This window comes from Williamsia sp. Y853 (assembly GCF_056786495.1).
Map to the genome: position 1 here is coordinate 1,888,147 of NZ_JBXCJC010000001.1, position 23,878 is coordinate 1,912,024.

Genomic DNA, 23,878 nt, shown 5'->3' on the forward strand with positions numbered 1-23,878 from the left:
TCAATTGGGATTTCACGACATTGCGCGGCGCATCCACATGGCGATGCCTTCGACGACCATCACCACGGCGAAGACCATCAGGACGATGGTCGTGACCACATCGAATTGCATGACGCGGGCAGCGTTCATCAGGTAGAAGCCGATGCCACCTGCACCGACGACGCCGAGGAGTGTTGCCGCGCGGATGTTTACATCGAGTTGGTAGAACAGGTGCGCGATCAGCGCAGGCGCGGACTGGCGCAGGGTGGCCGCCACGAACACTTGGCTGCGGCTGCTTCCCCCTGCGGTGACCGCTTGTTGCACTCGGACGTCGGTCTCCTCGAGTGAGTCGGCGATGAGTTTTCCGAAGAGGCCGACCACACCGACCGACAGTGCCAGCGCACCCGCGGTGGCGCCGAGGCCGGTGATGACGATGAAGATGATCGCGATGATGAGGTCGGGGATTCCGCGGACCAGGACGATGATGATGCGGAACGCTTTGGCAATACCGGGTGTCGGGGACACGTTGCGTGCGGCCAGTACTCCGATGGGTATCGCGAGTAGGATACCGAGAAAGGTTGCTGCCAAGGCGATCTGGACAGTGACGATCAGCTGTTCGAGCAGTTCGTCCCAAATGCCACCGGTGCCGGGTGGGAAGAAGAGTTCGAGCGTGGTCGATGTCGTCGCCAGGCCGTCGAGCACGCGAGAGAAGTCGATCTTCGCGCCCCAGGTCGCCAGGATCAGGGCAGCCACGGTGAGTCCGATGTAGAGAGTTCGCCGAATGCGTTCGCCGGTCCACGGTGGGCTCACCCGGTACTCGCCGGTTTTGGTACGCGCGGCGGTTTGCGCGGTGCCGACCTCGGCTTCGAGCCAACCACCTGAGGATCGGGTCACGCGCCGTCGCAGCCGTCCCCAGAGGGAGATGCGGGTCGGCATCTGTTCTCCGAGCAAAGATTTTCGGATCGCACCGGAGATCATCTCGACGGCGACGCAGAGGGCAACCACAAAGAGCGCCAGCGCCATCCCTCGTTGATAGTTGAGGGTCTTCATTGCAAGAGACAGTTCCATGCCGATGCCACTGACCCCCACGTAGCCCAGAATCACCGAGGCGCGCAGGTTGATGTCGAAGCGGTGCAGGGCAATTGCGACAAATGCCGGCAGGGCCTGCGGGATGACGCCACCGGTGATCTGTTGCCACCAGGTGGCGCCTGCGGCACGGAGGGCGTCACGGGGGCCGGCATCGGTGTCTTCGATGGCGTCGGCGTACATCTTGCCGATCATGCCGATCGAGTGGATTCCCAGTGCCAGGATCCCGGCGACGGCACCGAGGCCGAACAGGCGCAGATACAGGATGGCCAGCACGATCTCGGGAACCGCGCGGGTGATGACGATGATCACCCGGGCGCCCCACCGCAGCGGTGTGCCGGCGGTGGTGTTGCGGGCAGCCATCAGGGCGACGGGCATGCTGAGCGCGACACTGAGGGCGGTCGCGCAGGTGACGATGGCCAGGGTCTGCCCGGTCATGGTGAGCATCTCGCCGACCGGCGGGAAGTCGAGCGGGAACATCCGGGAGATGAAGTTCGCGGCGTTGTCGAGGCTGTCCACGAAGGTTGCGAGGTTGATCTTCAGAGCCGCGATGGACCAGATGGAGGCGATGAACCAGACGGTCATCACGACCCACACGCCGATGGAGGTCAGCGATGGGCGAGGAAGGGTGCGCTGCGACGGTTCGCGGGTCTTGTCGGGTCGCGCGGGTGACAGAACGGACACGGGCGTCAAACCAACTGTGGTGATGTCGGTGAGGCGACGCTGGTGTAGATGCTCATCGCCTCTTCGCGACTCATGCCTTCGACCACCTTGTCGAGTACGACTCGGCCCGAGCGCAGTCCGATGAGGCGATGCCCCCAGGACAGCGCGAGTTCGACCTGGTGGAGACTGCACACCACGGTCAGGTTGTCCTCGGAGGCGATACGCGAGATCAGTGCCATCACCTGGACAGAGGATTCGGGGTCGAGCGATGCCACCGGTTCGTCGGCAAGAAGTATCTTCGGCCGCTGAATGAGCGCCCGCGCGACCGCAACTCGCTGTTGCTGACCGCCGGACAAGGTGTCGGCGCGCTGAAACGGCCTGTCGGCCAGCCCGACTCGATCGAGTTGTTCCATGGCGGCCAGGCGTACCGATTTCGGATAGCTGAACAAGCCGAAGCGTGGTCCGCGCAGAGCGCCGAGAGCACCGGTGCACACGTTCTCGAGGACAGACATGCTGCCGACCAGATGGAATTGCTGGAACACAAATCCCACCTGACGGCGCAGTTCGCGCAACTCGCGCCCGCGGGCGGTGCCCACGTTGCGCCCGAGTACGGTCACGGCGCCGTCGGTGGGGAGATGCAATCCGTCCAGTAGCCGCAGCAGGGTCGACTTGCCCGACCCCGACAAGCCGAGCAAGGCAACGACCTCTCCCGGGTGTATCCGGAGTGATACGTCGTCGAGTGCGTGTACCTGCGGGCCGAAATCCTTGGTCACATTCTCGAGAACGATCGATGGTGTGAGGATGCGGTCGATGGACGCGCCGAGCGCGGCATGGTCGGAGTCGGTCATCGGGTTCTCCCTGCTGTGGAGGATGTTCGAAGGGGGATGGTTCGGTGGGACTGGCCTTGATCAGCCCTGGCAGGCTTCGGCTTTGGTGGCCTCGCAGACCTTGCGGACACCGTCGTAGACGGCGTCGTTCACGGCTACGTAGCCGTACTCGACGTCGTCGGGGAGCGGGCAGGATGCCTCCTCGGCGCAGTAACCCGCCGTCACCAGTGCCGGTCGGGTGAGCTTGTTCTGGAAGATGTCGGTGAGTTTGGCCTGGAGCTCCGGTGAGAGGTCGCCGGAGATGGCGATCGGGCTCGCGGCGATCAAGTCGGACTTCCACAGGGTGGTGATGTCGCCGGGCTTGATCTGGCCCTTTTCGATGAGGACCTTGTCGACGATGGTGTCGTAGGCGAACCCGGCGTCGCACTGGCCACTGTTGACAGCCAGTACAGACGCGTCATGGCCGCCTGCGAAGACCGGGGTCACGTCCTTGACGGGGTCGATGCCCACCGCGAGGAGTCCGGCAGAGGGGTACAGATAGCCGGAGGTCGAGGACGGGTCGACGAAGCAGATGGTCTTGCCGCGGAAATCTTCGAGGCTCTTGATGTCTGACCCGGACTTGGTGATCGCGTACGACTGGTACCCGGGTTCCTCGTCGGCGGCATTGACCGGGACGGCGACCGGAATGGTGTTGACGCCACTGTCTTTTGCAGTGACGTACGAGAACGGCCCGTACGCGGCGATCTGGATCTTGCCTGCGCGCTGCCCTTCGATGACCGCGGCGTAATCGGTGGCGTTCTGGAACTCGACCTTGAGACCCGTTTCCTTTTCGATGACCGAGCCGATGGTGGCGTACTGCTGCTGAAGGCTCTGTGAGTCCTCGGAGGGAATGGACGCCAGGACCAGCGTTGTCGGATCAGAGCTCGTCGAAGCGTCCGAAGATGAGGTGTCCGCTGCGCTCGAACCGCATGCGGCGAGCGCGATCAGCGCTGCGCCGCCGCAGGCGATGGTGGCCAGTGAGCGGTGTAGTTGGCTGCCCATGAAGGTGTGCTCCTTGTTTTCTGTAATCAGGTATTGCTGAACCCGGATTCAGGAGGGAAGTCGGGCAAGGGACTGGAAGGACCCGCGGTGGGTGTGAAAACGCGGTCGGAACTGAGCGTCCTCTACCGCGGCAACGAGTGGGACAACCCTGGATGAACCAGACGAAACGGCCAGGCGTCAGTAACCGAAGGTTGTCCCACAATGCGCTCGGTCAGATCCCGCGCAGCACGGAACGGACGACGGGACAGCCGTGTTCGACTCCGACCAGCACCATGTCGGCGCGCTGCCCGGGTTCCAGAGCACCCCGGTCGGACAGGCCGACGGCGGTGGCGGGACCACTGGTGATCAGCGAGACCGCATCGTGCAGAGCCATCGTCTTGTCGGTGGCGAGACTGAAGGCGGCACCGAGGAGCGATGAAGGCAGGTAGTCCGATGCCAGTGCCGTGACCAATCCCAGCCCTGCGAGCTCTACGGCGGAAACGTTGCCGGAGTGGGATCCTCCGCGCAGGACATTCGGGCCGCCCATCACGACGGACATACCCCGGTCACGCGCTTCTCGAGCTGCTTCCTCGGTGGTGGGGAACTCGGCCACATTGCCGCCCCGCCGCGCCAGGTCGGCGATCTCGACGGCTGATTCGGGGTCGTGCCCGAAGATGCGAACGAAGCCGGTCGCCGAACTTCCGGCCAGCCAATCCATCGCCTCTTCACGAACGCCGATGTTGCTTTCCCGTTGGTGCGCAACCTCATCGACGATCGCGCGGGCGGCGTCGTCGGAGATACCGCGCATCCCGGCGATGTAACGCTCGTAGAAGGTGCGGTCGGCGTACTGCCCTATGCCCGGGGTGTGGTCTTCGTGAGAGATGACCGCAGGCAGGGTGTCGCTGATCTGACCGACAACGCATTGTTGGTCGTACCGGTGGCGCAAGGCCGCGAGTCCGGCAGCGGAGCGCACGTCGAGGCGATGCAGGACCCGGTGATCGACCAGCCGTCCATCACTCTCGCGGCCGTTCCAGGCATCGATGGCCTCGCACATCGACACCGCGGCATGGACGCTGCGCTGCTGAGCCGACTCGCGGTCGGAGAACGATGCCCCGTGGAAGACGGTGGTGACGCCTGCGGCGCGCAGCTTGCCCTCGAAAGACATCATCGAGAACATCCAGGGCAATTCGGCCCCGGGACGTGGCATCCGTTCACGCTCGAGTCCGTCGGAGTGCACATCCACAAGTCCTGGAAGGCAGTACAACCCGCCACCGTCGACATCGATCGGTGATCCGGTGACCATGGGTCCGGCCTCGACGATCCGTCCGTCGCGCACCACGATCCGGGCGTCGTCGAGGACCTCGCCGGGCAGGATCGCCCGGACGTGTCCGAGCACATAGTTGCTCGGTGCCTGTGGCAGTGACCAGGCCGTGGGCCGGGAGAGTGTCTGAGTTGATTCGGTCATGCTGCTGCCTCCAGGACTTCTGCGGGGGTACCTTGCTGGGCTATGCGACCGTCACTGAAACGGATGACTCGGGATGCCAACTGCCGCATGGCATCCAGGTCGTGAAATACCGCGAGGACGGCAACACCCTGCGCCGACAGTGACGCGATGAGTTCGAGCGCGAGTTCACGGTTGGCGGGGTCGAGGGCAGAAACCGGTTCGTCGAGGAGTAGTAACCGGGGTGGATTGACCGTTCCGGCAGCAATATTCACCCGTTGGCGTTCTCCGCCGGACAGGACGCTACAGTCGACGTCCCACAATGCTTCGTCGAGGGCGAGTCGTCGCAGCGACGCCGCGGCGGCCTCGCGGGCTTCCTCGCGCGACATTCCGCGCCGACGGCCCGCTGAGGCAACAACTTCCAGTGGAGCGGTGCGGGGAGGGGCGGACAAGAACTGAGAGACGTAACCCAACTCTCGGCCCCTTATCCTGGCCATCTCCCGGTCTGGCAAAGAAGTCAATTCCACCGTCGTCGACCCGGTGTTCAGGGCGACTGTGCCGGAATCGGGGAGGTAGCTGCGGTGCACACATCGCAGCAGGCTGGACTTGCCTGCGCCGCTGGGGCCTGCCAGCGCCACATGTTCCCCGACTGCGACGTCGAGGTCGACGCCGTGCAGTGAGGTCACGGTGCGACCGTCAATGGTGTGCAGGGTGAACGTCTTACGTAGATCCCGGACGGACAGTACCGGGGTGTCGGTGGCCGGATTCAATGCCTCATACATCGTGGGTGTCACCTTCGTGCGGCCGCAACGAGCCGCTGAGTGTAGGGGTGGTGTGGATCTTGGAAGAGCTGATCGGTCAGACCGTTCTCGACCACGCGGCCGACATTCATCACCAGGCAGCGATCGGTGAGGGCTTCGATCACGGCGAAGTCGTGGCTGACCACAACGGCTGCGGTGTCGCGCTCGGCGAGGAGCTTGCGCAGCAGGTCCAGCACACCCGCCGCGACGGAGGCGTCGAGGCCGGTGGTGGGCTCGTCGAGCAGGAGAACGCGCGGGTCGGTGGCCAAGGCCTTTGCGATCTGAACACGCTGCCGCATGCCACCGGAGAAGTGCTTGACCGGATCGTCCATCCGGTCGAGCGGGACCTCCACCTTCTCGAGCAGATAGGCTGCGCGGTCGCGGATCTCGTGATAATTCCGCCATCCGGCCGCGGTCAGACGCTCGGCGATGTTTCCGCCTGCCGATACGTTCATCGTCAGTCCGTCGGCCGGATTCTGGTGAACGAGTCCGAGGGTGTCGATCCGCAGGGCGCGGCGGGCGGCCGCGTCGAGACCGAAGATGTCGGTGCGGCCCCCGTCCACGGAGGTCAGGAACATCGACCCGGATGTGGCGATGTCCTCGCCGACCAGGCAACGCAGCACGGTCGATTTACCCGAGCCGGATTCGCCGATCAGACCGAGTGCTTCGCCGGGTGCCACATCGAAGCTGACATCCCAGGCGGCGACGATCGCGCCGGTGCGTGGGCTGATTGCCGTGCCGGCCTCGGGGCCGGTGCCGGGTACCGCCTCGGCGCCACCAGGTCCGTGGATCTTGCCGACGCCACGCGCTGCCAGGGTCCAGCCCTCGGCGGTGGCCTCGGCCGGCCGGCTCACCGGCTCGCGGCGCTCGCGCACCGTGGTCGCTGCGCTGCCGCGGACTCGACGCGAGGTATCGGGCAAGAAGTGCAGCGGCGCGTTATCCGTGTGCAACTTCTTGTCGACGTCACCGTCCAGTGTGCGTGTGCACCATTCGATGTCGCTACAGGCCAGGCGGCCGCCGGGTGCCTCGACCAGGAATGTGTCAGCCGAACCACAGCGGGCACAGCTCTGGGTGCTGTTGCCCTCGACCTCGAACGGGACATCATCGAAGGTGATCGGCTCGACCGTGGTGTACGGCGGCACCGCGAAGATCCGCTTCTCTCGGCCTGCACCGAACAGTGTGAGGTGGGGTGAGTCGTCGAGGCGGGGTACATCCCAGCGCGGGATCGGGGTGGTGATCATGATGTAACGGCCGTTGACCAACACCGGGTAACCGGTGGTCTTGGTGATGACGCCGTTGCGCACGAGGTCCTCGTAGAGGCTGACCCAGATCATCGAATAGTCCGCTTCGGCGTGCATCCGTGCACATTCTCGAACCGACTTCTGCACTCCGCGAAGCGGTTCGGCGACGGGAACCTGGAGTACCAGGGTCTGGCCTTCTGCCATCGGCTCTTCCGGGATCCGGTGACGGCTCTGGATGACGGTCGATTCACGGGTGTCCTGGGTCTGCAGGCACCGTTCACTGTTGACGATCAGGCGCCGGAGATTGGTGGCGTTCACGCCGTCGTCGTCGCCCTGGTCGATGACTTTGACGGTGTCGTCGGCACCGAGCATGCCGAGGGTGACCTGCAATCCGCCCGACCCCCAGCCGCGGGCCACGGGCATCTCCCGGGAGCCGAAGGGGACCTGGTAGCCGGGGACGCAGACCGCTATCAGTGTGGCGCGGCGGATCTCACGCTTGGAACCCTCGTCGAGAATGCCTTGCGGAAATGCGGCGGAGTCGATGGACGCCAGCACATCTGAGGTGGTGACGGTTGGCGTTGTGGCGACGGTGTCGGTGAGCGTCATCAGCAGGTCCTTCCAATGGGTTCAGCGGGGCGGGCGAGGTCGTCGTCGACGCCGCGAACGGCCCGTTTGCGATCGATCATCGACCGGAATGTGACGTAGTGCGGGAGCTTGAGATGCTCGAGGAATCCACAGGAGTCGAGTCCATCGGTGGTGAGCAACAGCACCTGTTCGAGACCGCCGGTGTCTCCGTATCGTCGGCTGGCGATATCCAGGTTGGCCATCGCGATGGCCTTGCGTTCGTTGTGACCGAAGCAGAGGCCGTACCCGACGTCGAAGCGGCTACGGTCCTCGTCGGGGCCGTCCAGGTCTTCGATCGCTTCGCACTCGGATGCTCGAATGTGTCCGAGCTGCACCGGGTTTCCGGTGTGGGGATGAAGGACTCGGAGGGGGAGCCGGCCGTGGCGGACCTCGCCGAGCGTGACCTCGTGGAAGTTGCCCTCGGTACCACGGATCGAGCGGTACCAGGTGCCGATGAGTGAACCGGTCTCCGCCCGCGCCATGCTCGCGAGAATCGCCGAACGAGGAGCTGGTGGACGGGCCGGATGACGCGAGATGTCAAAGGGCGGCTCATCGGTGTCGTTGTCGCCGGGCCGGTTGTCGACCAGCAGATCCATCTCGCGGAGCATGTCGGAGAAGCGACGTGGGTGGCGCTCGGATTCGGTTCGCTCGGACTGCCCGAGCTCGTCTTGCCCGATGACAGCTGCCGATGTCTCCTGATCCCGGTCGAGCATGCGACCGGTGTAATCGCTTGTGCGGCCGAGGAGCTGGGGGCCGTCGGGAACGCGATGAGCGGGGACGATTCGCCGCAGTACCACCATCTCGTCGGGGTCGATCGGCTCGCTCACCGCCAGTCGCGGCAAGGTCGACTGGTGTGCGCGGACCAGGTGGGTGGCCTCGATGACGTCACCTTCGGCCTGGCGTAGCGCGTCCGCAGCCGTCTCTTCGTGGTACAGGCTGCCTTCGCCCATCACACGGTCGACGGCCAGGCGCATGCGGCCGGTGATCTGTTTGGTGGTCAACCACGGCGCCGGGTCCTGATTCCTGGCACCGCGGACCAATGACTCTGCGGCGAGGATCGCATCCAGACCGCCTCGTGCTCCCGAATATCCCATTTCAGTTGGCCTTTGCGGTCGGTGTGTGGTGGCCGACGTTTGGAGTCGGGTTGTTGTGGCCGACGTTTGGAGTCGGGTTGTTGGGGTCGACGTTTGGAGTCGGTGTGTGGTGGTCGATGGTGTGGACCACGGTGGTGCGGGGTATTCCGACAAGCTCCCCGTCGGCACTGACGAACAGCAGGTCCGCACCGGTGGGGAAGTCCGAGACCAGCCGCCGCCGAACGTTCCAGAAATCAGCGGAGATCCCGCGCGGTGCGAAATCGATCGGCGAGGCGATGCCGGGGCCCTCGATCGCCACCCGCGTTCCACCGGACAACGCGTCGACGGAAAGGATCACGGTGGCACCGGATTCCGGACTCAGCGGGCTACCCACCGCCACCGAACCGAACTCGTGATCGGTCAGCGGCCGGAGTGCTGTCACGAACTTGGCTGTGTCCAGGGAGAGCGCGGGGGCTCCGGTCGCGACGGACAACACCGAAGCCCATGTGCCCGGGGACTCTTCGATCAGGTGCGTGCCCGTCTCGAGGTCGGCCAGGGCCAGAGCAGGCAACATTGCGGGCGGGTAGGTGGTCCGGGGCAGGGTTTCGACGATCCCCGGTCGTGCGAAGGCGTTGAGGATGGCGCGGAAGATGCTCTGCGACATGAGGGGATCAACGCCCACGCCCAGGGTGCTTCCGGTGAACAGGTCGGTCATCAGGTCAGCTCCTCGAATTGGACGACGGTGGGCGCCAATTGGGCCCACTCGCCACGGTCTGCGAGCTCGAGATCGGTTTCGACGCGGTGGCACAGCTCGATCACCCTCGAGCTGTTCGGACCGCCTGCCTGGACTTCTGCATCGCAGACGGCGGCGGCCAGGGTCGCGGCCCTGTTGTCTCCCATGCGCATTGCCCAGCCGTGGGTTCCGGCCAAAGTGACCTCGGCGCGACACGCGAGGACGTCGCCGAGAAAGAACCGGTCATAGGCGATGGGCTCACGGACCTGCGCGGCGATCGTCCCGATCTCCGGGGCGGTGAGAAGCCTGAACTCGGCACCGGTGGCCAGGGCGGCGTCCGCGAGCTCGACGAGTTCGTCCTCCGCGGCCGCGGCGAGTAGCTCGGCGATCCGTTCTCGGCTGTATCCGGTGGATGTCATTTCCATGCAACTTCTTTCGTGTCGGTGGTGAGGTTGTTGGTGTGGCTGTCAGCGGGCGACGTGCCGATTTCCATGACGACCCGCACTGAATCGCCCCGCATCCAGGCCTTGCTGTAGGTCAGTGCCCTGCCGGAATCGGCGTCGCGGTTCACGCTTTCGACCACCCAGGCCGGGGTTGCGGTCACCAGTTGCAGTCGTGCCTGGATCTCGGGTGGTGGAATATCGGAGGCGGTCCGGCACCAGGAACGAACCGAGCGGACGTGGCCCATCTGGCGCAGGACCTCATCGAGTGATTCCTCGACCCGCATACCGTCGGCCAAGTGGGGCACCACATCGTGAGAGATCCACTCCGAGGCGAATCCGGCGACCATGTTGTTGATGTAGTTGAGCCGGATCATGTGGTGTGCCGGCGTGGCGGGCGCCAGTTCGAGCATCTCGGCACATTCCGGTGGCAGGGGTGCCAGAGAATGTTCGAGCAGCACGGTACGAGGTTCGGCGCCCGCGCTACGGACGGTGCGATGCCATGACGGTCGGCGGTCGCGTGAGATCACGTAGTCGATGCGATTGCTGACAAACGTGCCGCTGCCCTGGATTCGCCGCACGAGTAGCCGTCGTTCCAATTCTTGGAGAGCGGCGCGAGCGGCGGCGCGGCCGACATCGAACCTCTGCATCAACGTGTGTTCACTGTCGAGCTTGGAGCCCGGTGCCAAGCGGTTGACCTCGCATTCGAGCTGGTCGGCGATGATGCGATATCTCTGCTCGGTCATGCCATCACTGTGTCGGCCCCAGTTGTACGGACAACCACACGACAGGTAACCGGGAGGGAAACACAGCTGAACGTGTAGGCAAGTTGTCCGGCATCCGGGAAAACAAGCACCAGCGCTTGCTTTTGTGAGTGGCCCGTGTCACGCTGGCCGCGTGAGCATCGTTGCCGAACTTGTGTCTGTTCTGTCCGCGGAAACCGACGTTGTCGACCAGATGGTTTCAGATCTGGACGAAAATGGCTGGGCTACACCAACACCCGCGGAGGGGTGGGCCGTGAAAGAGCAGATCGCGCATCTGTCGTGGACGGACGCGGTGGCCACTGCTGCGGCCACGAATCCGGCGGAGTTCGAGCGCGTTCTGGTGCAGGCCTGGCAGAACCCGACCGGATTTGTCGACGTGGCGGCCAGGGAACGGGCACAGAAGCCGCCTGTCGAGCTGCTTGAACACTGGCGGCAAGGGCGGCGTGTGCTGGCCGAGGCTCTCCTCGCAGTCCCAGCGGGGCAGAAGTTGCCGTGGTTTGGTCCACCGATGTCCGCGGCCTCGATGGCGACCGCCAGGTTGATGGAGGTCTGGGCTCATGGCCTGGACGTCGCCGACGCGCTCGGAATTGTCACCAAGCCGACGGCAAGGCTGAAACCCATTGCACATCTTGGTGTTCGGACACGAGACTTCGCCTATCAGGTCAACAACCAAACCCCGCCGACCGACGGTTTTCGGGTTGAACTGCATGCGCCTGATGGCTCGACCTGGACATGGGGTCCCGGCGATGCCACCCAGCGGGTTACCGGCTCGGCCCTCGACTTCTGTCAGCTCGTCACCCAGCGCCGCGGCCTGCGAGACCTTGACATCCGCGCGACCGGTGACGATGCCCGCCACTGGATCACGATTGCGCAGTGCTTCGCCGGACCTCCCGGGGGTGGACAATGATTGGCACCATTCGGATCGGCAATGCCTCCGGGTTTTACGGCGACCGATTCTCGGCGATGCAGGAGATGCTCACCGGCGGCGGACTCGACTGCCTGACCGGCGACTATCTGGCCGAGCTGACGATGCTCATCCTGGGTCGTGATCGGCTCAAGGATCCCACTACCGGGTATGCAAAAACCTTCCTGCGACAACTCGAGGTCAACCTCGGTACCGCAATGGATGCGGGGGTCACGATCGTCAGCAACGCCGGAGGGGTGAACCCGGCCGGCCTCGCCGCAGCGATCGGTGAGCTGGCCGAGAAACTCGGGCTGGCGCCGAAGATCGCCTACGTCGACGGTGACGACCTCGGGTCCCGGGCCGCCGAACTCGGACTCGGAACGCCACTGACCGCCAATGCCTATCTGGGCGGCTTCGGGATCGCGGCCGCCCTGCGATCGGGCGCCGACATCGTTGTCACCGGCAGGGTCACCGACGCCTCTCTGACCGTCGGACCTGCCGCCGCCCATTTCGCCTGGGGCCGCGATGATCTCGACCAGTTGGCCGGGGCCGTGGCGGCCGGGCACATCATCGAATGCGGCACGCAGGCCACGGGCGGCAACTATTCGTTCTTCACCGAGATCGGCGACATGGCGCACCCGGGCTTCCCGATCGCCGAGATCTCGTCCGACGGTGGCTCTGTCATCACCAAGCACGACGGAACGGGCGGTGCGGTCACCGTGGGTACGGTCACCGCGCAGCTGCTGTACGAAGTCGGCGGTCCGCGCTATCTCGGTCCCGACGTGACCACCCGTCTCGACACCATCACACTCACCGATCTCGGACACGACCGCGTTCGGGTCGGCGGTGTTCGCGGTGAGGCACCTCCGGAGACCCTCAAGGTGTCGCTCAATCACCTCGCCGGGTTTCGGAACGAGGTCACGATGGTGTTGACCGGCCTCGACATCGAGGCCAAGGCCGAACTCGCGCGCCGCCAATTCGAGGTCGAATTGAGCACCAGGCCCGCCGACCTCACCTGGACGCTGACCCGTCTCGATCAGGTCGACGCGCCCTCCGAGCAGCAGGCCAGTGCGTTGCTGCAGTGTGTTGTCAAGGATGCGGACCAGAAGGTCGTGGGCCGCCAGTTCTCCTCGGCTGCAGTTGAGTTGGCGTTGGCCAGCTATCCCGGTTTCACCATGACCGCACCGCCAGGGTCGGCCTCGCCGTATGCGGTGTTCGAAGCCGGATACGTGCCGGTGGGCGAGGTCTCGCACACAGTGCACCATGCGGACGGGTCCACGCAGGTCATCGAACCCGGCCTTCCGGTCGAGGTGGCTGCACCTGTGGAAGAGGCTCGGGCCACAACTCCGGAGCCGGTCAGTTCGTGGGGGCCGACACGTCGCGCGCCGCTGGGTGAGATCGCAGGCGCCCGCAGTGGTGACAAAGGTGGCAACGCGAATGTGGGTGTGTGGGTGCGTAATCCAGAGCACTTCGATTGGTTGTCGGCGACTCTGAGCACCGAACTGTTCAAACAGCTGATCCCGGAGGCGGCCGACCTCGAGGTCCACCGCCACGAACTCCCCAACTTACTCGCCGTGAACTTCGTGATCGAAGGAATTCTCGGTCGAGGAGTAGCAGACAACGTTCGATTCGATCCGCAAGCTAAGGGGCTCGGAGAGTGGCTGCGTTCGCGTCACGTCACGATCCCGATCCGGTTTGGAGAATAGATGAAATCCCTTGAGTCCAAGGTCTGGCACACCCCGGAGCGTCAGCAGCTGCGCGACTCCGTCAGGACATTCGCGGAGCGGCACATTCTGCCATTTCAGGATGAGTGGGAGCGCAGCGGCGAGCTGCCCCTCGATCTGCACAAGCAGGCCGCCGAGGCCGGGTTGCTCGGGCTGGGCTTCGCCGAGTCTGTCGGCGGCAGCGGCGGCGATCTGATCGACGCCACCATCTGCGGTGAGGTACTACATGGTTCGGGTGTGGCCGGTGGCGTCTTCTCGTCTCTCTTCACCTGCGGAATCGCGTTGCCGCACCTGATTGCGGCCAATGATCCCGAGCAGATCGAGAAGTGGGTGACCCCCACGCTGGCCGGTGAGAAGATCGGCAGCCTCGCCATCACAGAACCCGGCGGCGGCAGCGACGTCGGGCACCTGACCACCTCGGCTGTTCGCGACGGCGACCACTACGTCGTCAACGGATCCAAGACGTACATCACCTCCGGTGTCCGCGCGGACTTCGTGGTGACCGCGGTCCGCACCGGCGGTGCGGGTGCCGGTGGCGTTTCGTTGCTGGTGGTCGAGAAGGGTACGCCGGGCTTCACAGTCACCCGCAAGCTCGAGAAGATGGGTTGGCGCGCATCGGATACCGCTGAACTCTCGTATGTCGACGCGCGGGTTCCGGTCAGCAACCTTGTCAATGCCGAGAACTCGGGGTTCTTCCAGATCGCCGGAGCATTTGTCACCGAGCGGGTGGGACTCGCCGTTCAGGCCTACGGATGTGCGCAACGCTGCCTCGACCTGACCCTCGAATGGGTGCGGAGTCGAGAGACGTTCGGCAAGCCGCTCATCGCGCGCCAGTCGGTGCAGGAGACCGTGACCGAGATGGCCCGCAAGATCGATGTCGCGCGGACCTACACCCACGCAATCGTAGACGCCGCAATGGCCGGGGAGACCGACCTCATCGCCGAAGTCTGTTTTGCCAAGAACACCGCGGTCGAGGCCGGTGAATGGGTGGCGGACAGGGCTGTTCAGCTCTTCGGTGGCGCCGGCTACATGACCGGTACCGAGGTGGAGCGGCAATATCGGGACATGCGGATCATCGGAATCGGCGGCGGTACCACCGAAATCCTCACCGGTCTCGCAGGCAAGCGTCTGGGCTACCACCCGTGAGCGCCACCGGCACCGGATCTGCCACCGAGACGATGCTCACCAGGATCGGTGAGATCGAGGAGTTGTTCGCCCTGGCGCTGGCCGGGGGTGGCGAGAAGAAGGTCGCCCGGCACCGCGAGCGCGGCAAACTGCTGGCCCGGGAACGGATCGAGCTGCTCATCGACGAGGACAGTGCGTTCCTCGAGCTCTCCCCGATCGCGGCATATGGATCCGAGTTCCCGGTGGGTGCGTCCATCGTGACCGGCATCGGCGTGGTGGAGGGGGTCGAATGTGTTCTGGTCGCCAACGACCCCACCGTCCGCGGCGGCACCTCCAATCCGTGGACGTTGCGTAAGGGTCTGCGGGCCAATCAGATTGCGCTGGAGAACCGGCTGCCGCTGATCAACCTGGTGGAGTCCGGTGGCGCTGATCTGCCGACGCAAAAAGAGGTCTTCATTCCCGGTGGGGCGATGTTCCGCGACATCACCAGGTTGTCAGCGGCCGGGATCCCCACCATCGCATTGGTATTCGGAAATTCGACGGCAGGCGGTGCCTATCTTCCGGGTATGTCGGATCACACGGTGATGATCGAGGGGCAGTCGAAGGTGTTCCTCGGTGGTCCGCCGCTGGTGAAAATGGCCACCGGTGAGGTCAGCGACGACGAGTCATTGGGCGGCGCACAAATGCACGCCCGTCAGTCCGGTCTGGCCGACTACTACGCCGCCGACGAACAAGATGCGATCCGCCTCGGACGGCGGATCGTCGCCCGGCTCAACTGGCGCAAGCAGGGTCCGGGTCCGGTGGCTCCGTCCATCGAGCCGAAGTATCCAGCCGGGGATCTGTTGGGCATCGTCCCGGGTGATCTGCGGATCCCGTTCGATCCGCGCGAGGTGATCACGCGGATCGTTGACGAGAGCCTGTTCGACGAGTTCAAACCCGAATACGGTTCGTCGTTGTGTACCGGATGGGCGCGCATTCACGGGTATCCGATCGGGATCCTGGCCAACGCCCAAGGTGTGCTCTTCAGCGCCGAATCGCAGAAGGCCACCCAGTTCATCCAGCTGGCCAATCGGTCGAATACGCCGTTGCTGTTCCTGCACAACACAACCGGCTACATGGTCGGGCAGGAGTACGAGCGCGGTGGCATCATCAAGCACGGCTCGATGATGATCAACGCGGTGTCCAATTCCACGGTCCCACATATCTCGATGCTGATCGGTGCGAGCTACGGAGCCGGGCACTACGGGATGTGCGGACGGGCATACAATCCGCGCTTCCTGTTCACCTGGCCCAGTGCAAAATCTGCGGTGATGGGCGCAGCCCAGCTTGCCGGTGTGATCTCGATGGTCTCGCGCAGTGCCACCGAAGCCCGTGGCGGCACCGTGGACGAAGAAGCGGATGCCGGCATGCGGGCGATGATCGAGGCCCAGATCGAAAAGGAATCGATGCCTGCCTTCCTGTCGGGCATGTTGTACGACGACGGCATCATCGATCCGAGGGACAGCAGAACGGTTCTCGGCCTGTGTCTCTCGGCGATCGACAACGGGCCCGTAGAGGGTACAAGCAACTTCGGCGTATTCCGGATGTGATGGGTGATGAACAAACCGAACGTGACCAGTGTGCTTGTTGCCAACCGGGGCGAGATCGCCTGCCGGGTGTTCGCCACCTGCCGCCGGCTCGGGATCGGCACCGTGGCGGTGTATTCCGATCCCGACGCGGGAGCTCCCCACGTGGGCGAGGCCGACGTGGCGGTCCGATTGCCGGGCAATACTTCCGCTGACACGTACCTCGACGCCGCGAAAGTGATAGCCGCGGCCCGGTCGGCCGGCGCCGATGCGGTCCACCCGGGGTACGGATTTCTCTCGGAGAACGCCGAATTCGCTCAGGCGGTACTCGATGCCGGACTGACCTGGATCGGTCCGGAACCCGCGGCCATCGTCGCGATGGGATCGAAGGTCAATGCCAAGGCGATGATGCGCAAGGCGGGCGTTCCCACGCTGGACGATCTGGACCCGGCCGCGGTGACGGCCGACCAGTTGCCGGTTCTGATCAAGGCCTCGGCAGGCGGCGGCGGGCGCGGCATGCGCATCGTCCGCGACTCCGGCCAACTTGCCGAGCAGGTCGAAGGTGCTCGCCGTGAGGCACTGTCGGCATTTGGTGACAGCACGGTGTTCTGTGAACCGTTCATCGAACGGGGCCACCACATCGAGGTGCAGGTACTCGGCGACACCGCAGGCACCATGTGGGCCGTCGGCGAACGGGAATGCTCGATCCAGCGCCGGCATCAGAAGGTCATCGAAGAGGCGCCGTCACCGCTCGTGCAGCGGATCGGAACCGGACTGCGGGACAAGCTGTTCGACGCTGCGCGCGCCGCCGCCTCGGCAATCGGTTACACGGGGGCCGGGACCGTGGAGTTCCTGGCCGATGACGACGGTCGATTCTACTTTCTCGAGATGAATACCCGCCTGCAGGTGGAACATCCGGTGACCGAGGAGACCACCAAGCTCGATCTGGTTGCCTGGCAGCTGCAGATCGCCCGCGGCGACCTGCTACCTGCGCATCCGCCGGAGCCGCAAGGACATTCCATCGAGGTTCGGCTGTACGCGGAAGACCCGGCGGTGGACTACCAGCCACAATCGGGACGGTTCCATCGGTTCGGGGTCGATGCTGATGTTCGGTTCGGACGGCTCACCGAGCCGGGCGTGCGGGTTGATTCCGGCATCACCGATGGCGGTGAGGTGTCGACCTTCTACGATCCGATGTTGGCCAAGGTCATCAGCTGGGCACCCGACCGCGACGCCGCGATCAACATCCTGGCCAGGGCACTGGCCTCGGCCCGGTTACACGGTCCGCGGACGAACCGGGACACATTGGTGAATATGCTGCGCCACCACGAGTTCCGCAGTGGCAACACGACAACCAAGTTCATCGAGGAGATCGGTCTCGATGTACTCTCCGCGCCACTGGCCGGGCAGGATCAGGTCCGCCTCGCGGCCGTCGCCGTGGCACTCGCGGATGCGGAGACGAACCGGCAGCAGTCGGGCAGGCCGCTGCCCTCGGGTTGGCGCAACCTGGCGTCGGGCCCGCAGTCCAAGTCCTACCTCCACGGCGAGCACGAGATCACGGTTCACTATCGGCACGCCAGGGACGGTGTGGTCTTGGCGGATGACCCAGATGTCACGGTGACCCGAATCGATGCCGATGCGGTCGTTCTCACCGTTGCCGGAGTGGACCGCAAGTACACCGTCGACCGATATGGCGAGGGTGTGTGGGTGGACTTCTCAGGAGGATCGGTGGCGCTGATCCGCAAGCTCCGGTTCGTCGACCCCGCCGAGACCAACACCCCGGGTTCGTTGCTGGCGCCGATGCCGGGTTCGGTGATCCGGATCGCCGTGGCACCGGGCCAACGAGTGACCCGCGGTGAGCCACTGATGTGGCTCGAGGCGATGAAGATGGAACACACGATTGCTGCCTCCGCAGACGGCATCGTGGAAGAGCTACCCGTGGCGCCGGGGCAGCAGGTGTCGGTGGGGGAGATCCTCGCCGTCATCACCGAGCATGAACTGGCCGAAAGCAACTGAGGGAGAAGGCATCGTGAGTTTTGTGGAAACGGATGAACAGAAGGCCCTGCGCAGTGCGGTGGCAGGCCTCGGTGGCCGGTTCGGGCACGAGTACTTCCTGGAATGCGCGCGCAGCGGACGAAAGACCGACGAGTTGTGGTCGGAAGCAGGCAAACTCGGCTTCATCGGGGTGAATCTCCCGGAGGAGTACGGGGGCGGCGGCGCCGGGATGTACGAACTGTCGATTGTCATGGAAGAACTCGCCGCCATCGGTAGCGGTCTGCTGATGATGGTTGTCTCGCCTGCCATCTGCGGCAATGTGATCGCGCGGTTCGGTACCGACGAACAGAAACAGACGTGGCTGCCGGGCCTGGCCTCCGGGACGATCACCATGGCCTTCGGTATCACCGAACCCGACGCGGGTTCGAACTCACACAACATCACCACCACTGCTCGGCGTGACGGCGAAGAGTGGTTGCTGTCGGGACGAAAGATCTATGTCTCTGGTGTGGATCAGGCACAGGCCGTGTTGATCGTGGCACGAACCGAGGACTCCAAGACCGGACGACTCAAGCCGGCACTGTTCATCGTGCCCACCGATGCGCCGAACTTCGAGTTCAACCAGATAGCGATGGATCTGGTCAACCCCGAAAAGCAGTTCCTGCTCTTCCTCGATGACGTTCGCCTGCCGTCGAACGCACTTGTCGGATCCGAGGACGCTGCGCTCAGTCAGTTGTTCGCCGGACTGAACCCGGAACGGATCATGGCTGCTGCCACCGCGGTCGGCATGGGCCGGTACGCGTTGGGGCGGGCAGTGGAATACGTCAACGAACGGACGGTCTGGAAGACGCCGATCGGTGCCCACCAGGCAATCGCGCATCCGCTCGCAGTCGGCAAGATCGAGATGGAGCTGGCCAAGCTGATGATGCAGAAGGCCGCGACCCTGTATGACGCCGGCGATGATTGGGGTGCCGCCGAACCGGCCAACATGGCGAAATATGCGGCCGCCGAGGCCTGCGTGAAAATCGTTGATCAGGCCGTACATTCGTTGGGCGGCAATGGATTGTCCACCGAATACGGGCTGGCGCCGCTGCTCAACCTCTGTCGTATCGCACGGGTCGCACCGGTGAGCCGGGAGATGATCCTGAACTTCGTGGCGCAGAACAGCCTGGGCCTTCCGAAGTCGTACTGAGGACGCACTGACAGGATGAGCAGATGAACGAGGTTGTCCGATATCGGGTCGATGCTGGGGTCGCCACCATCACGCTGGACTCGCCTGCCAACCGCAACGCGATCTCGATGTCGTTGGTGGAGCAGCTCTTTGCGCGGCTGCGCGGAGCTGCCGACGACCCGCAGGTGCGGGTGGTGGTGTTGACGCATACCGGTGGAACCTTCTGCGCCGGAGCTGATCTCAGTGAGGCGGGACAGTCACGCCCGGAGGTGATGATCGACCTGATGCGCGCGATCCTGGAATTGCCGAAACCTGTGATCGGCCGGATCGACGGCCACGTGCGGGCCGGTGGATTCGGTTTCGTCGGTGCGTGCGATCTTGTTGTCGCGGGCCCGACGAGCACATTTGCGCTGACCGAGGCCCGGATCGGCGTGGCTCCTTCGATGATTTCACTTGCGGTCCTGCCTCGACTGACCTCACGCGCAGCCGGTCGGTACTTCCTCACCGGTGAGAAGTTCGATGCGAATGTCGCAGATCAGATCGGCTTGATCACCGTCGCCGCTCCCGACGCGGCAGCCGTCGACCAGGTCGTGGCCCGGTGGTGCGCTGACCTGCGCAAAGGTTCCCCGCAGGGACTGGCTGCCAGCAAGAAGCTGACCACCGCCGCCATCTTGGCCGGATTCGATGCCGACGCGCAGCGCCTGGCGTCGGAGTCGGCGGCACTGTTCGGCTCCGACGAGGCCAGAGCCGGCATGATGGCGTTCCTGAACAAGCAGCCCCCACCGTGGCTGGCGGACCGATGACCCGCGGTGCCACGCGGTCACCGCAGCAGGAACGCAGCCGGGCGACCCGTCAGCGCCTTCTCGACGCCACCATCGATGTCCTGGCGACCGACGGATGGGCCGCGTGCAGTGTGGGCGTGGTGGCCACCCGCGCGGGCGTGTCCCGGGGCGCGGCACAACACCATTTCCCGACGCGGGAAGACCTGATCACCGCGGCACTCGAGCACGCGTTCGAGCTCCTCACGCTGCGTGCCGTCGAGGAGACCAACCGGCTACCGCAGGGCGAGGGGCGAATAGAGGTCGCGGTGTCGACCGCGGTGGAGTTCTACACCGGCGTGGAGTTCAAAGCGGCATTGCAGGTGTGGTGTGCGGCGGCGTCTGACCAGGCACTCAAGGAGCTGATACTCCCGCTGGAAGGCCGATTCGGTGTTGCGGCACACCGGATGACAGTGCAGATGCTCGGTGTCGACGGTACCGATCCGCGCATCCACCGGCTCGTGCAGGCAACCCTCGATTTCGCTCGGGGGCTGGGGTTGGCCGACACCTTGTCCGACGACTCGGCGCGACGCAAACAGGTGGTTGGCACCTGGGCGCAGGTGCTGCAGGCGTCGTTGTCCTGACTCGGGTGAACCGATGAAGTGCAACCTGTTGGTTGCATAAATGGCGATGGATGTGCAATCCTTTGGTTGCAGGAAGAAAATCGTCGACCTTGAGGAAACCATGACAGTGGAACTTGATCGCATCGAAAAGCAGATCGACATCGACGCGCCGGCCGGGCGCGTCTGGACGCTGATCTCGGAACCTGGTTGGTTCATCAACAAGGAACAGATCACCGAGCATCGGATCGAGAAGTCAGGGGATGTCAGCATCATCCATGATCCGAATCATGGGGCTTTTGCGTTCCGGACGGTATCGCTCGACCCGCCGAAATACGCCGCCTTTCGTTGGCTCGCAGATGTCGACGATACCGAGAGCGCATCCACACTCGTCGAGTTCTGGATCGACGAGAGGTCCACTGATTCAGTGACTCTCAGGGTTGTTGAGAGCGGCTTTGCCTCGCTCCCCGGTGATGCGGCCGAGCGGCGCAAGAAGCTCGACGACAACACCAAGGGCTGGAACGTTGAGCTGACTGTTGCCAAAGGCCATGTTGAGGGTGTGCACGCCGATGCCAATGGCTGAACCAGGTCTGACGGTTGTCTTTGCAGCACTGGCCGACGATACCCGGTGGAATCTGTTGGTGCGGTTGGGTAAATCGTCCGCATCGGCCTCGTCGCTTGCCGCCGAGTTCCCGGTGTCGCGGCAGGCCATCGCCAAACATCTTGCGGTACTGGAGGAAACTGGCCTCGTCTCCTCGGAGAAGGTAGGTCGCGAGGTGCAGTTCACCGCTGTTGGTGCCCGGTTGAGCATGATCGGCCGGGAACTGGCGAGTATCGCATCAGGTTGGGATCGCCGTCTGGCCGATATCAAGGTGCGTGCCGAAAACCCTTGACCGTGCTTTTAGACCCGTCGGCGAGCTCGGGGGAGGCCGGCGCCGCCATGTCGGAGAACGGGGCCGGTCTGGTAGGAACGGTTCATGACGCAAACTCCGAACACGCAAGCTGTGGTGACGTGCGATGTGCACGATGGGATCGCGCAGGTGCGTCTCAATCGCCCCGACAAGATGAACGCTCTCAACGGTGCGATGTTCGAAGAACTGGTTGCAGTGGGCCAAGACCTGATCGCACGGACCGATATCTCGGCGGTGGTGCTGGCTGGTGAGGGTCGCGGGTTCTGCGCGGGCCTGGACATGGCGGAGTTCGAACGGATGGCATCGGGAGCCGATGCGGTGGTGATCGAACGCCCACGTCTGGGTGCTGCGGCTGCACTGGCCCAGCAGGCCGTGCATGTCTGGTCGCTGGTGCCGGTACCGGTGATCGCAGCTGTGCATGGGGTGGCGTTCGGTGGGGGATTGCAGTTGGCGCTCGGCGCAGACATCCGGATCGTCGGACCGGAGGCCAAGCTGTCGATGATGGAAATCGTCTGGGGCCTCATTCCGGATATGACCGGCACCCAGCTGCTCCCTGAACTCGTCGGACGAGACGTGGCCAAAGAACTTGTCTTCACCGGCCGTCAGATCACCGGAACCGAAGCCGTGACACTGGGATTGGCCACACGTATCAACTTGAACCCGGTGCTCGCGGCGACCACACTCGCCACCGAGATCGCCGGAAACTCCCGCAACGCGCTGGTACATGCCAAGGCGCTGTTGGATCTGGCAGGCCGTACCGATCTGGCAGCAGGTTTGGATGCCGAGCAGGTCGCGATCCGGGAGCTCATCGGATCTCCTGAGCAGATTGCGGTGGTCCGCGAACGCCAAGAAAGCCTGGCCCGCAACAAAAAATGAACTCTGCCCCGCCGGTCGGCGGGACAGAGTTCACTCATCGTGATTGTTGGATGAAACTGCGGCTACGCTGCCGAGCCCCAGGAAGAAGAACCGGACGGCGAGGAGCACGGATTCTGGATCTGCTTGAGGCTGATCGTGTTGGCAAGGATCTGATATCCAGCGGGAGTCAAGTGCAAACCGTCGCCACCGTCGAGATCAGCTCTGATGTATGAGGGTTTGGCAGGATCGGCGATGGCCTTGTCGAAGTCGACGACGCTGTCGGCCGGGCTGCTTTTGAGGATCCACTCATTGACGCGGATACGTAGGGGATTCAATGTGGGATCGGTGGAATCGCCGTAGGTTGCGTTGCCGCCCGACGGCGTGATGGTGCCCTGCACGACACGGATGCCACGTTTGTGCAGCGATGCGACGATGGATTCGTAGCCCTGGGTGAGTGATTCAAACGTTGCACCGTGGCCCAGATCGTTGATGCCTTCGAACAGCACGACAGTACTCACATTCGGCACCGACAGCACGTCTCGGCTGAGCCGGCTGAGCGCTGACGGCCCGGCGGCCGGGTTGGAGCTCGCATCCATGGTGACCATGTTCCCGGTGATCCCGGCGTTTACGACGGTCAACGGGAGCCCTGTGGCATTGACGCGGGCGGCGAGGAAGTCCGGCCAGCGGACGAGTTCGTCGAGCCCTACTGCTGATTCAGGGTAATGCGGTGGCGTTGTGGTTCCCCGATAGCCGTCGGTGAGTGAGTCCCCGAGCGCTACAACCGCCCCGACACCGGGCGTGAGGACGTCCATTCCGGTCGTGAACAGCCGTGACGTGGTGGCGTTGTCGAAGGGCGCTTCACCGACCTCAAAGGTCTGATCCCCAGCGCCTGCGTCCGTTTGGTAGGAGTGCTGACGGGCCGCGAAATGGCGCGTCGGCACAGTGACGGATGCGGGCAGGAAGGTGCTGATCGCCAGGGATTCGCGGGCGGCGAATGGCAGAACGGTGGGGTCGCTGACGACATCGACTCCCACCGGCACCGTCACCGACGTCTGTCCATTGAAGAGCAGCGGGACGGGATTGGCGATTTTCGCGCCTCCGGCTTGTTTTGCCACGCTCGCCCGCCCGATCGTCAGGGGCGCTATTCCGAACAGGTTCGAGAGATGTACACGTAGGACCTCGCCACCTCGAGTGGGGGTGATGATCGAGCGAACGGTCGAGTTGTCAACCGCGACCGCAAAATTGCCGCTGGGGTCGGTAGGGATGCTGCGAGCGCTTGAATCCGACGCGGGTGCGCCCCACGCACCTACCCAGGGTCCCGGTGCCGGACAGTTGATCGGCGCGGGTGCCGCGGTCGCCGGGCCGGATGGTGCGACAGTGAGAGCGGCACCGACCGTGAGGGCGACGAGGGCTGTTCCGGAGAGGCGTTTGGCCGCAGGCCAAAACGCCCCCTTGGTCGGATGGGCCCGAAATTCAGATGACATGAGCGCAACACTAAGTCACGTGGGCCATCAATGAAGGGTGAACGGTGTTTCGTCTAACAAAGTGCCTCGTTGGCC

At 64.3% G+C, this 23,878-nt stretch carries 22 protein-coding genes; 11 read left to right on the forward strand and 11 right to left on the reverse strand.

The genetic code is table 11. The features are described from left to right. Window positions 1–12 precede the first annotated feature (12 nt). From phnE to AC1TPF_RS08830, 10 genes are all read right to left on the reverse strand, one after another. A complete protein-coding gene (gene phnE / locus AC1TPF_RS08785) occupies window positions 13–1,650 on the reverse strand; it encodes a phosphonate ABC transporter, permease protein PhnE (protein ID WP_482137247.1) in 1,638 nt (545 codons plus the stop codon). A 104-nt stretch (window positions 1,651–1,754) separates the two neighbouring features. Beyond that, window positions 1,755–2,576 carry a phosphonate ABC transporter ATP-binding protein gene (gene phnC / locus AC1TPF_RS08790; RefSeq protein WP_482135500.1) on the reverse strand — a complete coding sequence of 274 codons (822 nt, stop codon included), beginning with the start codon at window positions 2,574–2,576 and terminating at the stop codon, window positions 1,755–1,757. 60 nt (window positions 2,577–2,636) lie between these two features. Beyond that, entirely contained in the window at window positions 2,637–3,596 is a 960-nt protein-coding gene (locus AC1TPF_RS08795; protein WP_482135499.1) for a phosphate/phosphite/phosphonate ABC transporter substrate-binding protein, read from the reverse strand. A 211-nt stretch (window positions 3,597–3,807) separates the two neighbouring features. Continuing rightward, entirely contained in the window at window positions 3,808–5,040 is a 1,233-nt protein-coding gene (locus AC1TPF_RS08800) for an alpha-D-ribose 1-methylphosphonate 5-triphosphate diphosphatase (RefSeq protein ID WP_482135498.1), read from the reverse strand. Next, on the reverse strand, window positions 5,037–5,798 hold the full coding sequence (locus AC1TPF_RS08805) for an ATP-binding cassette domain-containing protein (RefSeq protein ID WP_482135497.1): 762 nt from the start codon (window positions 5,796–5,798) through the stop codon (window positions 5,037–5,039). Before AC1TPF_RS08805 ends, AC1TPF_RS08800 begins: the two co-directional genes overlap by 4 nt. A gap of 8 nt (window positions 5,799–5,806) precedes the next feature. Then, window positions 5,807–7,663: an alpha-D-ribose 1-methylphosphonate 5-phosphate C-P-lyase PhnJ gene (locus AC1TPF_RS08810; RefSeq protein ID WP_482135496.1), complete on the reverse strand. Its 1,857-nt coding sequence runs from the start codon at window positions 7,661–7,663 to the stop codon at window positions 5,807–5,809. Then, the gene (locus AC1TPF_RS08815) at window positions 7,663–8,775 is read right to left on the reverse strand and encodes a carbon-phosphorus lyase complex subunit PhnI (RefSeq protein ID WP_482135495.1); all 1,113 of its coding nucleotides are present in this window, start codon (window positions 8,773–8,775) and stop codon (window positions 7,663–7,665) included. Before AC1TPF_RS08815 ends, AC1TPF_RS08810 begins: the two co-directional genes overlap by 1 nt. 1 nt (window position 8,776) lies before the next feature. Next, the gene (gene phnH, locus AC1TPF_RS08820; RefSeq protein ID WP_482143537.1) at window positions 8,777–9,469 is read right to left on the reverse strand and encodes a phosphonate C-P lyase system protein PhnH; all 693 of its coding nucleotides are present in this window, start codon (window positions 9,467–9,469) and stop codon (window positions 8,777–8,779) included. Next, window positions 9,469–9,912, reverse strand: coding sequence for a phosphonate C-P lyase system protein PhnG (locus AC1TPF_RS08825; protein ID WP_482135493.1), 444 nt, complete (start codon window positions 9,910–9,912; stop codon window positions 9,469–9,471). The genes phnH and AC1TPF_RS08825 overlap by 1 nt, the downstream gene beginning before the upstream one ends. Further along, complete coding sequence (locus tag AC1TPF_RS08830; RefSeq protein ID WP_482135492.1) at window positions 9,903–10,673, reverse strand: GntR family transcriptional regulator; 771 nt, start codon at window positions 10,671–10,673, stop codon at window positions 9,903–9,905. Before AC1TPF_RS08830 ends, AC1TPF_RS08825 begins: the two co-directional genes overlap by 10 nt. 151 nt (window positions 10,674–10,824) lie before the next feature. Here AC1TPF_RS08830 and AC1TPF_RS08835 point away from each other — a divergent pair, with 151 nt between their 5' ends. The 11 genes from AC1TPF_RS08835 (at window position 10,825) to AC1TPF_RS08885 (ending at window position 22,340) form a co-directional block, all read left to right on the forward strand. Further along, window positions 10,825–11,598: a TIGR03084 family metal-binding protein gene (locus tag AC1TPF_RS08835; protein ID WP_482143539.1), complete on the forward strand. Its 774-nt coding sequence runs from the start codon at window positions 10,825–10,827 to the stop codon at window positions 11,596–11,598. Then, window positions 11,595–13,301 carry an acyclic terpene utilization AtuA family protein gene (locus AC1TPF_RS08840; RefSeq protein WP_482143541.1) on the forward strand — a complete coding sequence of 569 codons (1,707 nt, stop codon included), beginning with the start codon at window positions 11,595–11,597 and terminating at the stop codon, window positions 13,299–13,301. The genes AC1TPF_RS08835 and AC1TPF_RS08840 overlap by 4 nt, the downstream gene beginning before the upstream one ends. Next, window positions 13,302–14,465, forward strand: coding sequence for an acyl-CoA dehydrogenase family protein (locus tag AC1TPF_RS08845; protein WP_482143542.1), 1,164 nt, complete (start codon window positions 13,302–13,304; stop codon window positions 14,463–14,465). Between the two features lie 32 nt (window positions 14,466–14,497). Then, complete coding sequence (locus tag AC1TPF_RS08850; RefSeq protein ID WP_482144062.1) at window positions 14,498–16,033, forward strand: acyl-CoA carboxylase subunit beta; 1,536 nt, start codon at window positions 14,498–14,500, stop codon at window positions 16,031–16,033. A gap of 6 nt (window positions 16,034–16,039) precedes the next feature. Continuing rightward, a complete protein-coding gene (locus AC1TPF_RS08855) occupies window positions 16,040–18,025 on the forward strand; it encodes an acetyl/propionyl/methylcrotonyl-CoA carboxylase subunit alpha (protein WP_482143544.1) in 1,986 nt (661 codons plus the stop codon). Between the two features lie 13 nt (window positions 18,026–18,038). Continuing rightward, window positions 18,039–19,196, forward strand: coding sequence for an acyl-CoA dehydrogenase family protein (locus AC1TPF_RS08860; protein WP_482135487.1), 1,158 nt, complete (start codon window positions 18,039–18,041; stop codon window positions 19,194–19,196). A gap of 23 nt (window positions 19,197–19,219) precedes the next feature. Beyond that, window positions 19,220–19,978 (forward strand): enoyl-CoA hydratase family protein, encoded by a 759-nt coding sequence (locus AC1TPF_RS08865; RefSeq protein ID WP_482143545.1) that lies wholly within the window; start codon window positions 19,220–19,222, stop codon window positions 19,976–19,978. After that, window positions 19,975–20,577, forward strand: coding sequence for a TetR/AcrR family transcriptional regulator (locus tag AC1TPF_RS08870; RefSeq protein WP_482137245.1), 603 nt, complete (start codon window positions 19,975–19,977; stop codon window positions 20,575–20,577). The genes AC1TPF_RS08865 and AC1TPF_RS08870 overlap by 4 nt, the downstream gene beginning before the upstream one ends. Window positions 20,578–20,677: 100 nt before the next feature. After that, entirely contained in the window at window positions 20,678–21,136 is a 459-nt protein-coding gene (locus tag AC1TPF_RS08875; RefSeq protein ID WP_482137244.1) for an SRPBCC family protein, read from the forward strand. Then, complete coding sequence (locus AC1TPF_RS08880; protein WP_482135485.1) at window positions 21,123–21,446, forward strand: ArsR/SmtB family transcription factor; 324 nt, start codon at window positions 21,123–21,125, stop codon at window positions 21,444–21,446. Before AC1TPF_RS08875 ends, AC1TPF_RS08880 begins: the two co-directional genes overlap by 14 nt. Window positions 21,447–21,530: 84 nt before the next feature. Further along, window positions 21,531–22,340 (forward strand): crotonase/enoyl-CoA hydratase family protein, encoded by an 810-nt coding sequence (locus AC1TPF_RS08885; RefSeq protein ID WP_482143547.1) that lies wholly within the window; start codon window positions 21,531–21,533, stop codon window positions 22,338–22,340. A 62-nt stretch (window positions 22,341–22,402) separates the two neighbouring features. Here AC1TPF_RS08885 and AC1TPF_RS08890 read toward each other — a convergent pair whose 3' ends face one another. Next, complete coding sequence (locus tag AC1TPF_RS08890; protein ID WP_482143549.1) at window positions 22,403–23,803, reverse strand: GDSL-type esterase/lipase family protein; 1,401 nt, start codon at window positions 23,801–23,803, stop codon at window positions 22,403–22,405. Between the last annotated feature and the right edge of the window lie 75 nt (window positions 23,804–23,878).

Excerpts from the sequence above, each read along its gene's own strand:
- AC1TPF_RS08885 (WP_482143547.1), top strand. The coding sequence starts at position 21,531 with ATGACGCAAACTCCGAACACGCAAGCTGTGGTGACGTGCGATGTGCAC.
- AC1TPF_RS08840 (WP_482143541.1), top strand. The coding sequence starts at position 11,595 with ATGATTGGCACCATTCGGATCGGCAATGCCTCCGGGTTTTACGGCGAC.
- AC1TPF_RS08830 (WP_482135492.1), bottom strand. The coding sequence starts at position 10,673 with ATGACCGAGCAGAGATATCGCATCATCGCCGACCAGCTCGAATGCGAG.
- AC1TPF_RS08880 (WP_482135485.1), top strand. The coding sequence starts at position 21,123 with ATGCCAATGGCTGAACCAGGTCTGACGGTTGTCTTTGCAGCACTGGCC.
- AC1TPF_RS08865 (WP_482143545.1), top strand. The coding sequence starts at position 19,220 with ATGAACGAGGTTGTCCGATATCGGGTCGATGCTGGGGTCGCCACCATC.
- AC1TPF_RS08890 (WP_482143549.1), bottom strand. The coding sequence starts at position 23,803 with ATGTCATCTGAATTTCGGGCCCATCCGACCAAGGGGGCGTTTTGGCCT.
- phnE (WP_482137247.1), bottom strand. The coding sequence starts at position 1,650 with ATGACCGTCTGGTTCATCGCCTCCATCTGGTCCATCGCGGCTCTGAAG.
- AC1TPF_RS08855 (WP_482143544.1), top strand. The coding sequence starts at position 16,040 with ATGAACAAACCGAACGTGACCAGTGTGCTTGTTGCCAACCGGGGCGAG.
- AC1TPF_RS08870 (WP_482137245.1), top strand. The coding sequence starts at position 19,975 with ATGACCCGCGGTGCCACGCGGTCACCGCAGCAGGAACGCAGCCGGGCG.
- AC1TPF_RS08845 (WP_482143542.1), top strand. The coding sequence starts at position 13,302 with ATGAAATCCCTTGAGTCCAAGGTCTGGCACACCCCGGAGCGTCAGCAG.
- AC1TPF_RS08795 (WP_482135499.1), bottom strand. The coding sequence starts at position 3,596 with ATGGGCAGCCAACTACACCGCTCACTGGCCACCATCGCCTGCGGCGGC.
- AC1TPF_RS08825 (WP_482135493.1), bottom strand. The coding sequence starts at position 9,912 with ATGGAAATGACATCCACCGGATACAGCCGAGAACGGATCGCCGAGCTA.
- AC1TPF_RS08800 (WP_482135498.1), bottom strand. The coding sequence starts at position 5,040 with ATGACCGAATCAACTCAGACACTCTCCCGGCCCACGGCCTGGTCACTG.
- AC1TPF_RS08850 (WP_482144062.1), top strand. The coding sequence starts at position 14,498 with ATGCTCACCAGGATCGGTGAGATCGAGGAGTTGTTCGCCCTGGCGCTG.
- AC1TPF_RS08815 (WP_482135495.1), bottom strand. The coding sequence starts at position 8,775 with ATGGGATATTCGGGAGCACGAGGCGGTCTGGATGCGATCCTCGCCGCA.
- phnH (WP_482143537.1), bottom strand. The coding sequence starts at position 9,469 with ATGACCGACCTGTTCACCGGAAGCACCCTGGGCGTGGGCGTTGATCCC.
- AC1TPF_RS08805 (WP_482135497.1), bottom strand. The coding sequence starts at position 5,798 with ATGTATGAGGCATTGAATCCGGCCACCGACACCCCGGTACTGTCCGTC.
- AC1TPF_RS08810 (WP_482135496.1), bottom strand. The coding sequence starts at position 7,663 with ATGACGCTCACCGACACCGTCGCCACAACGCCAACCGTCACCACCTCA.
- phnC (WP_482135500.1), bottom strand. The coding sequence starts at position 2,576 with ATGACCGACTCCGACCATGCCGCGCTCGGCGCGTCCATCGACCGCATC.
- AC1TPF_RS08875 (WP_482137244.1), top strand. The coding sequence starts at position 20,678 with ATGACAGTGGAACTTGATCGCATCGAAAAGCAGATCGACATCGACGCG.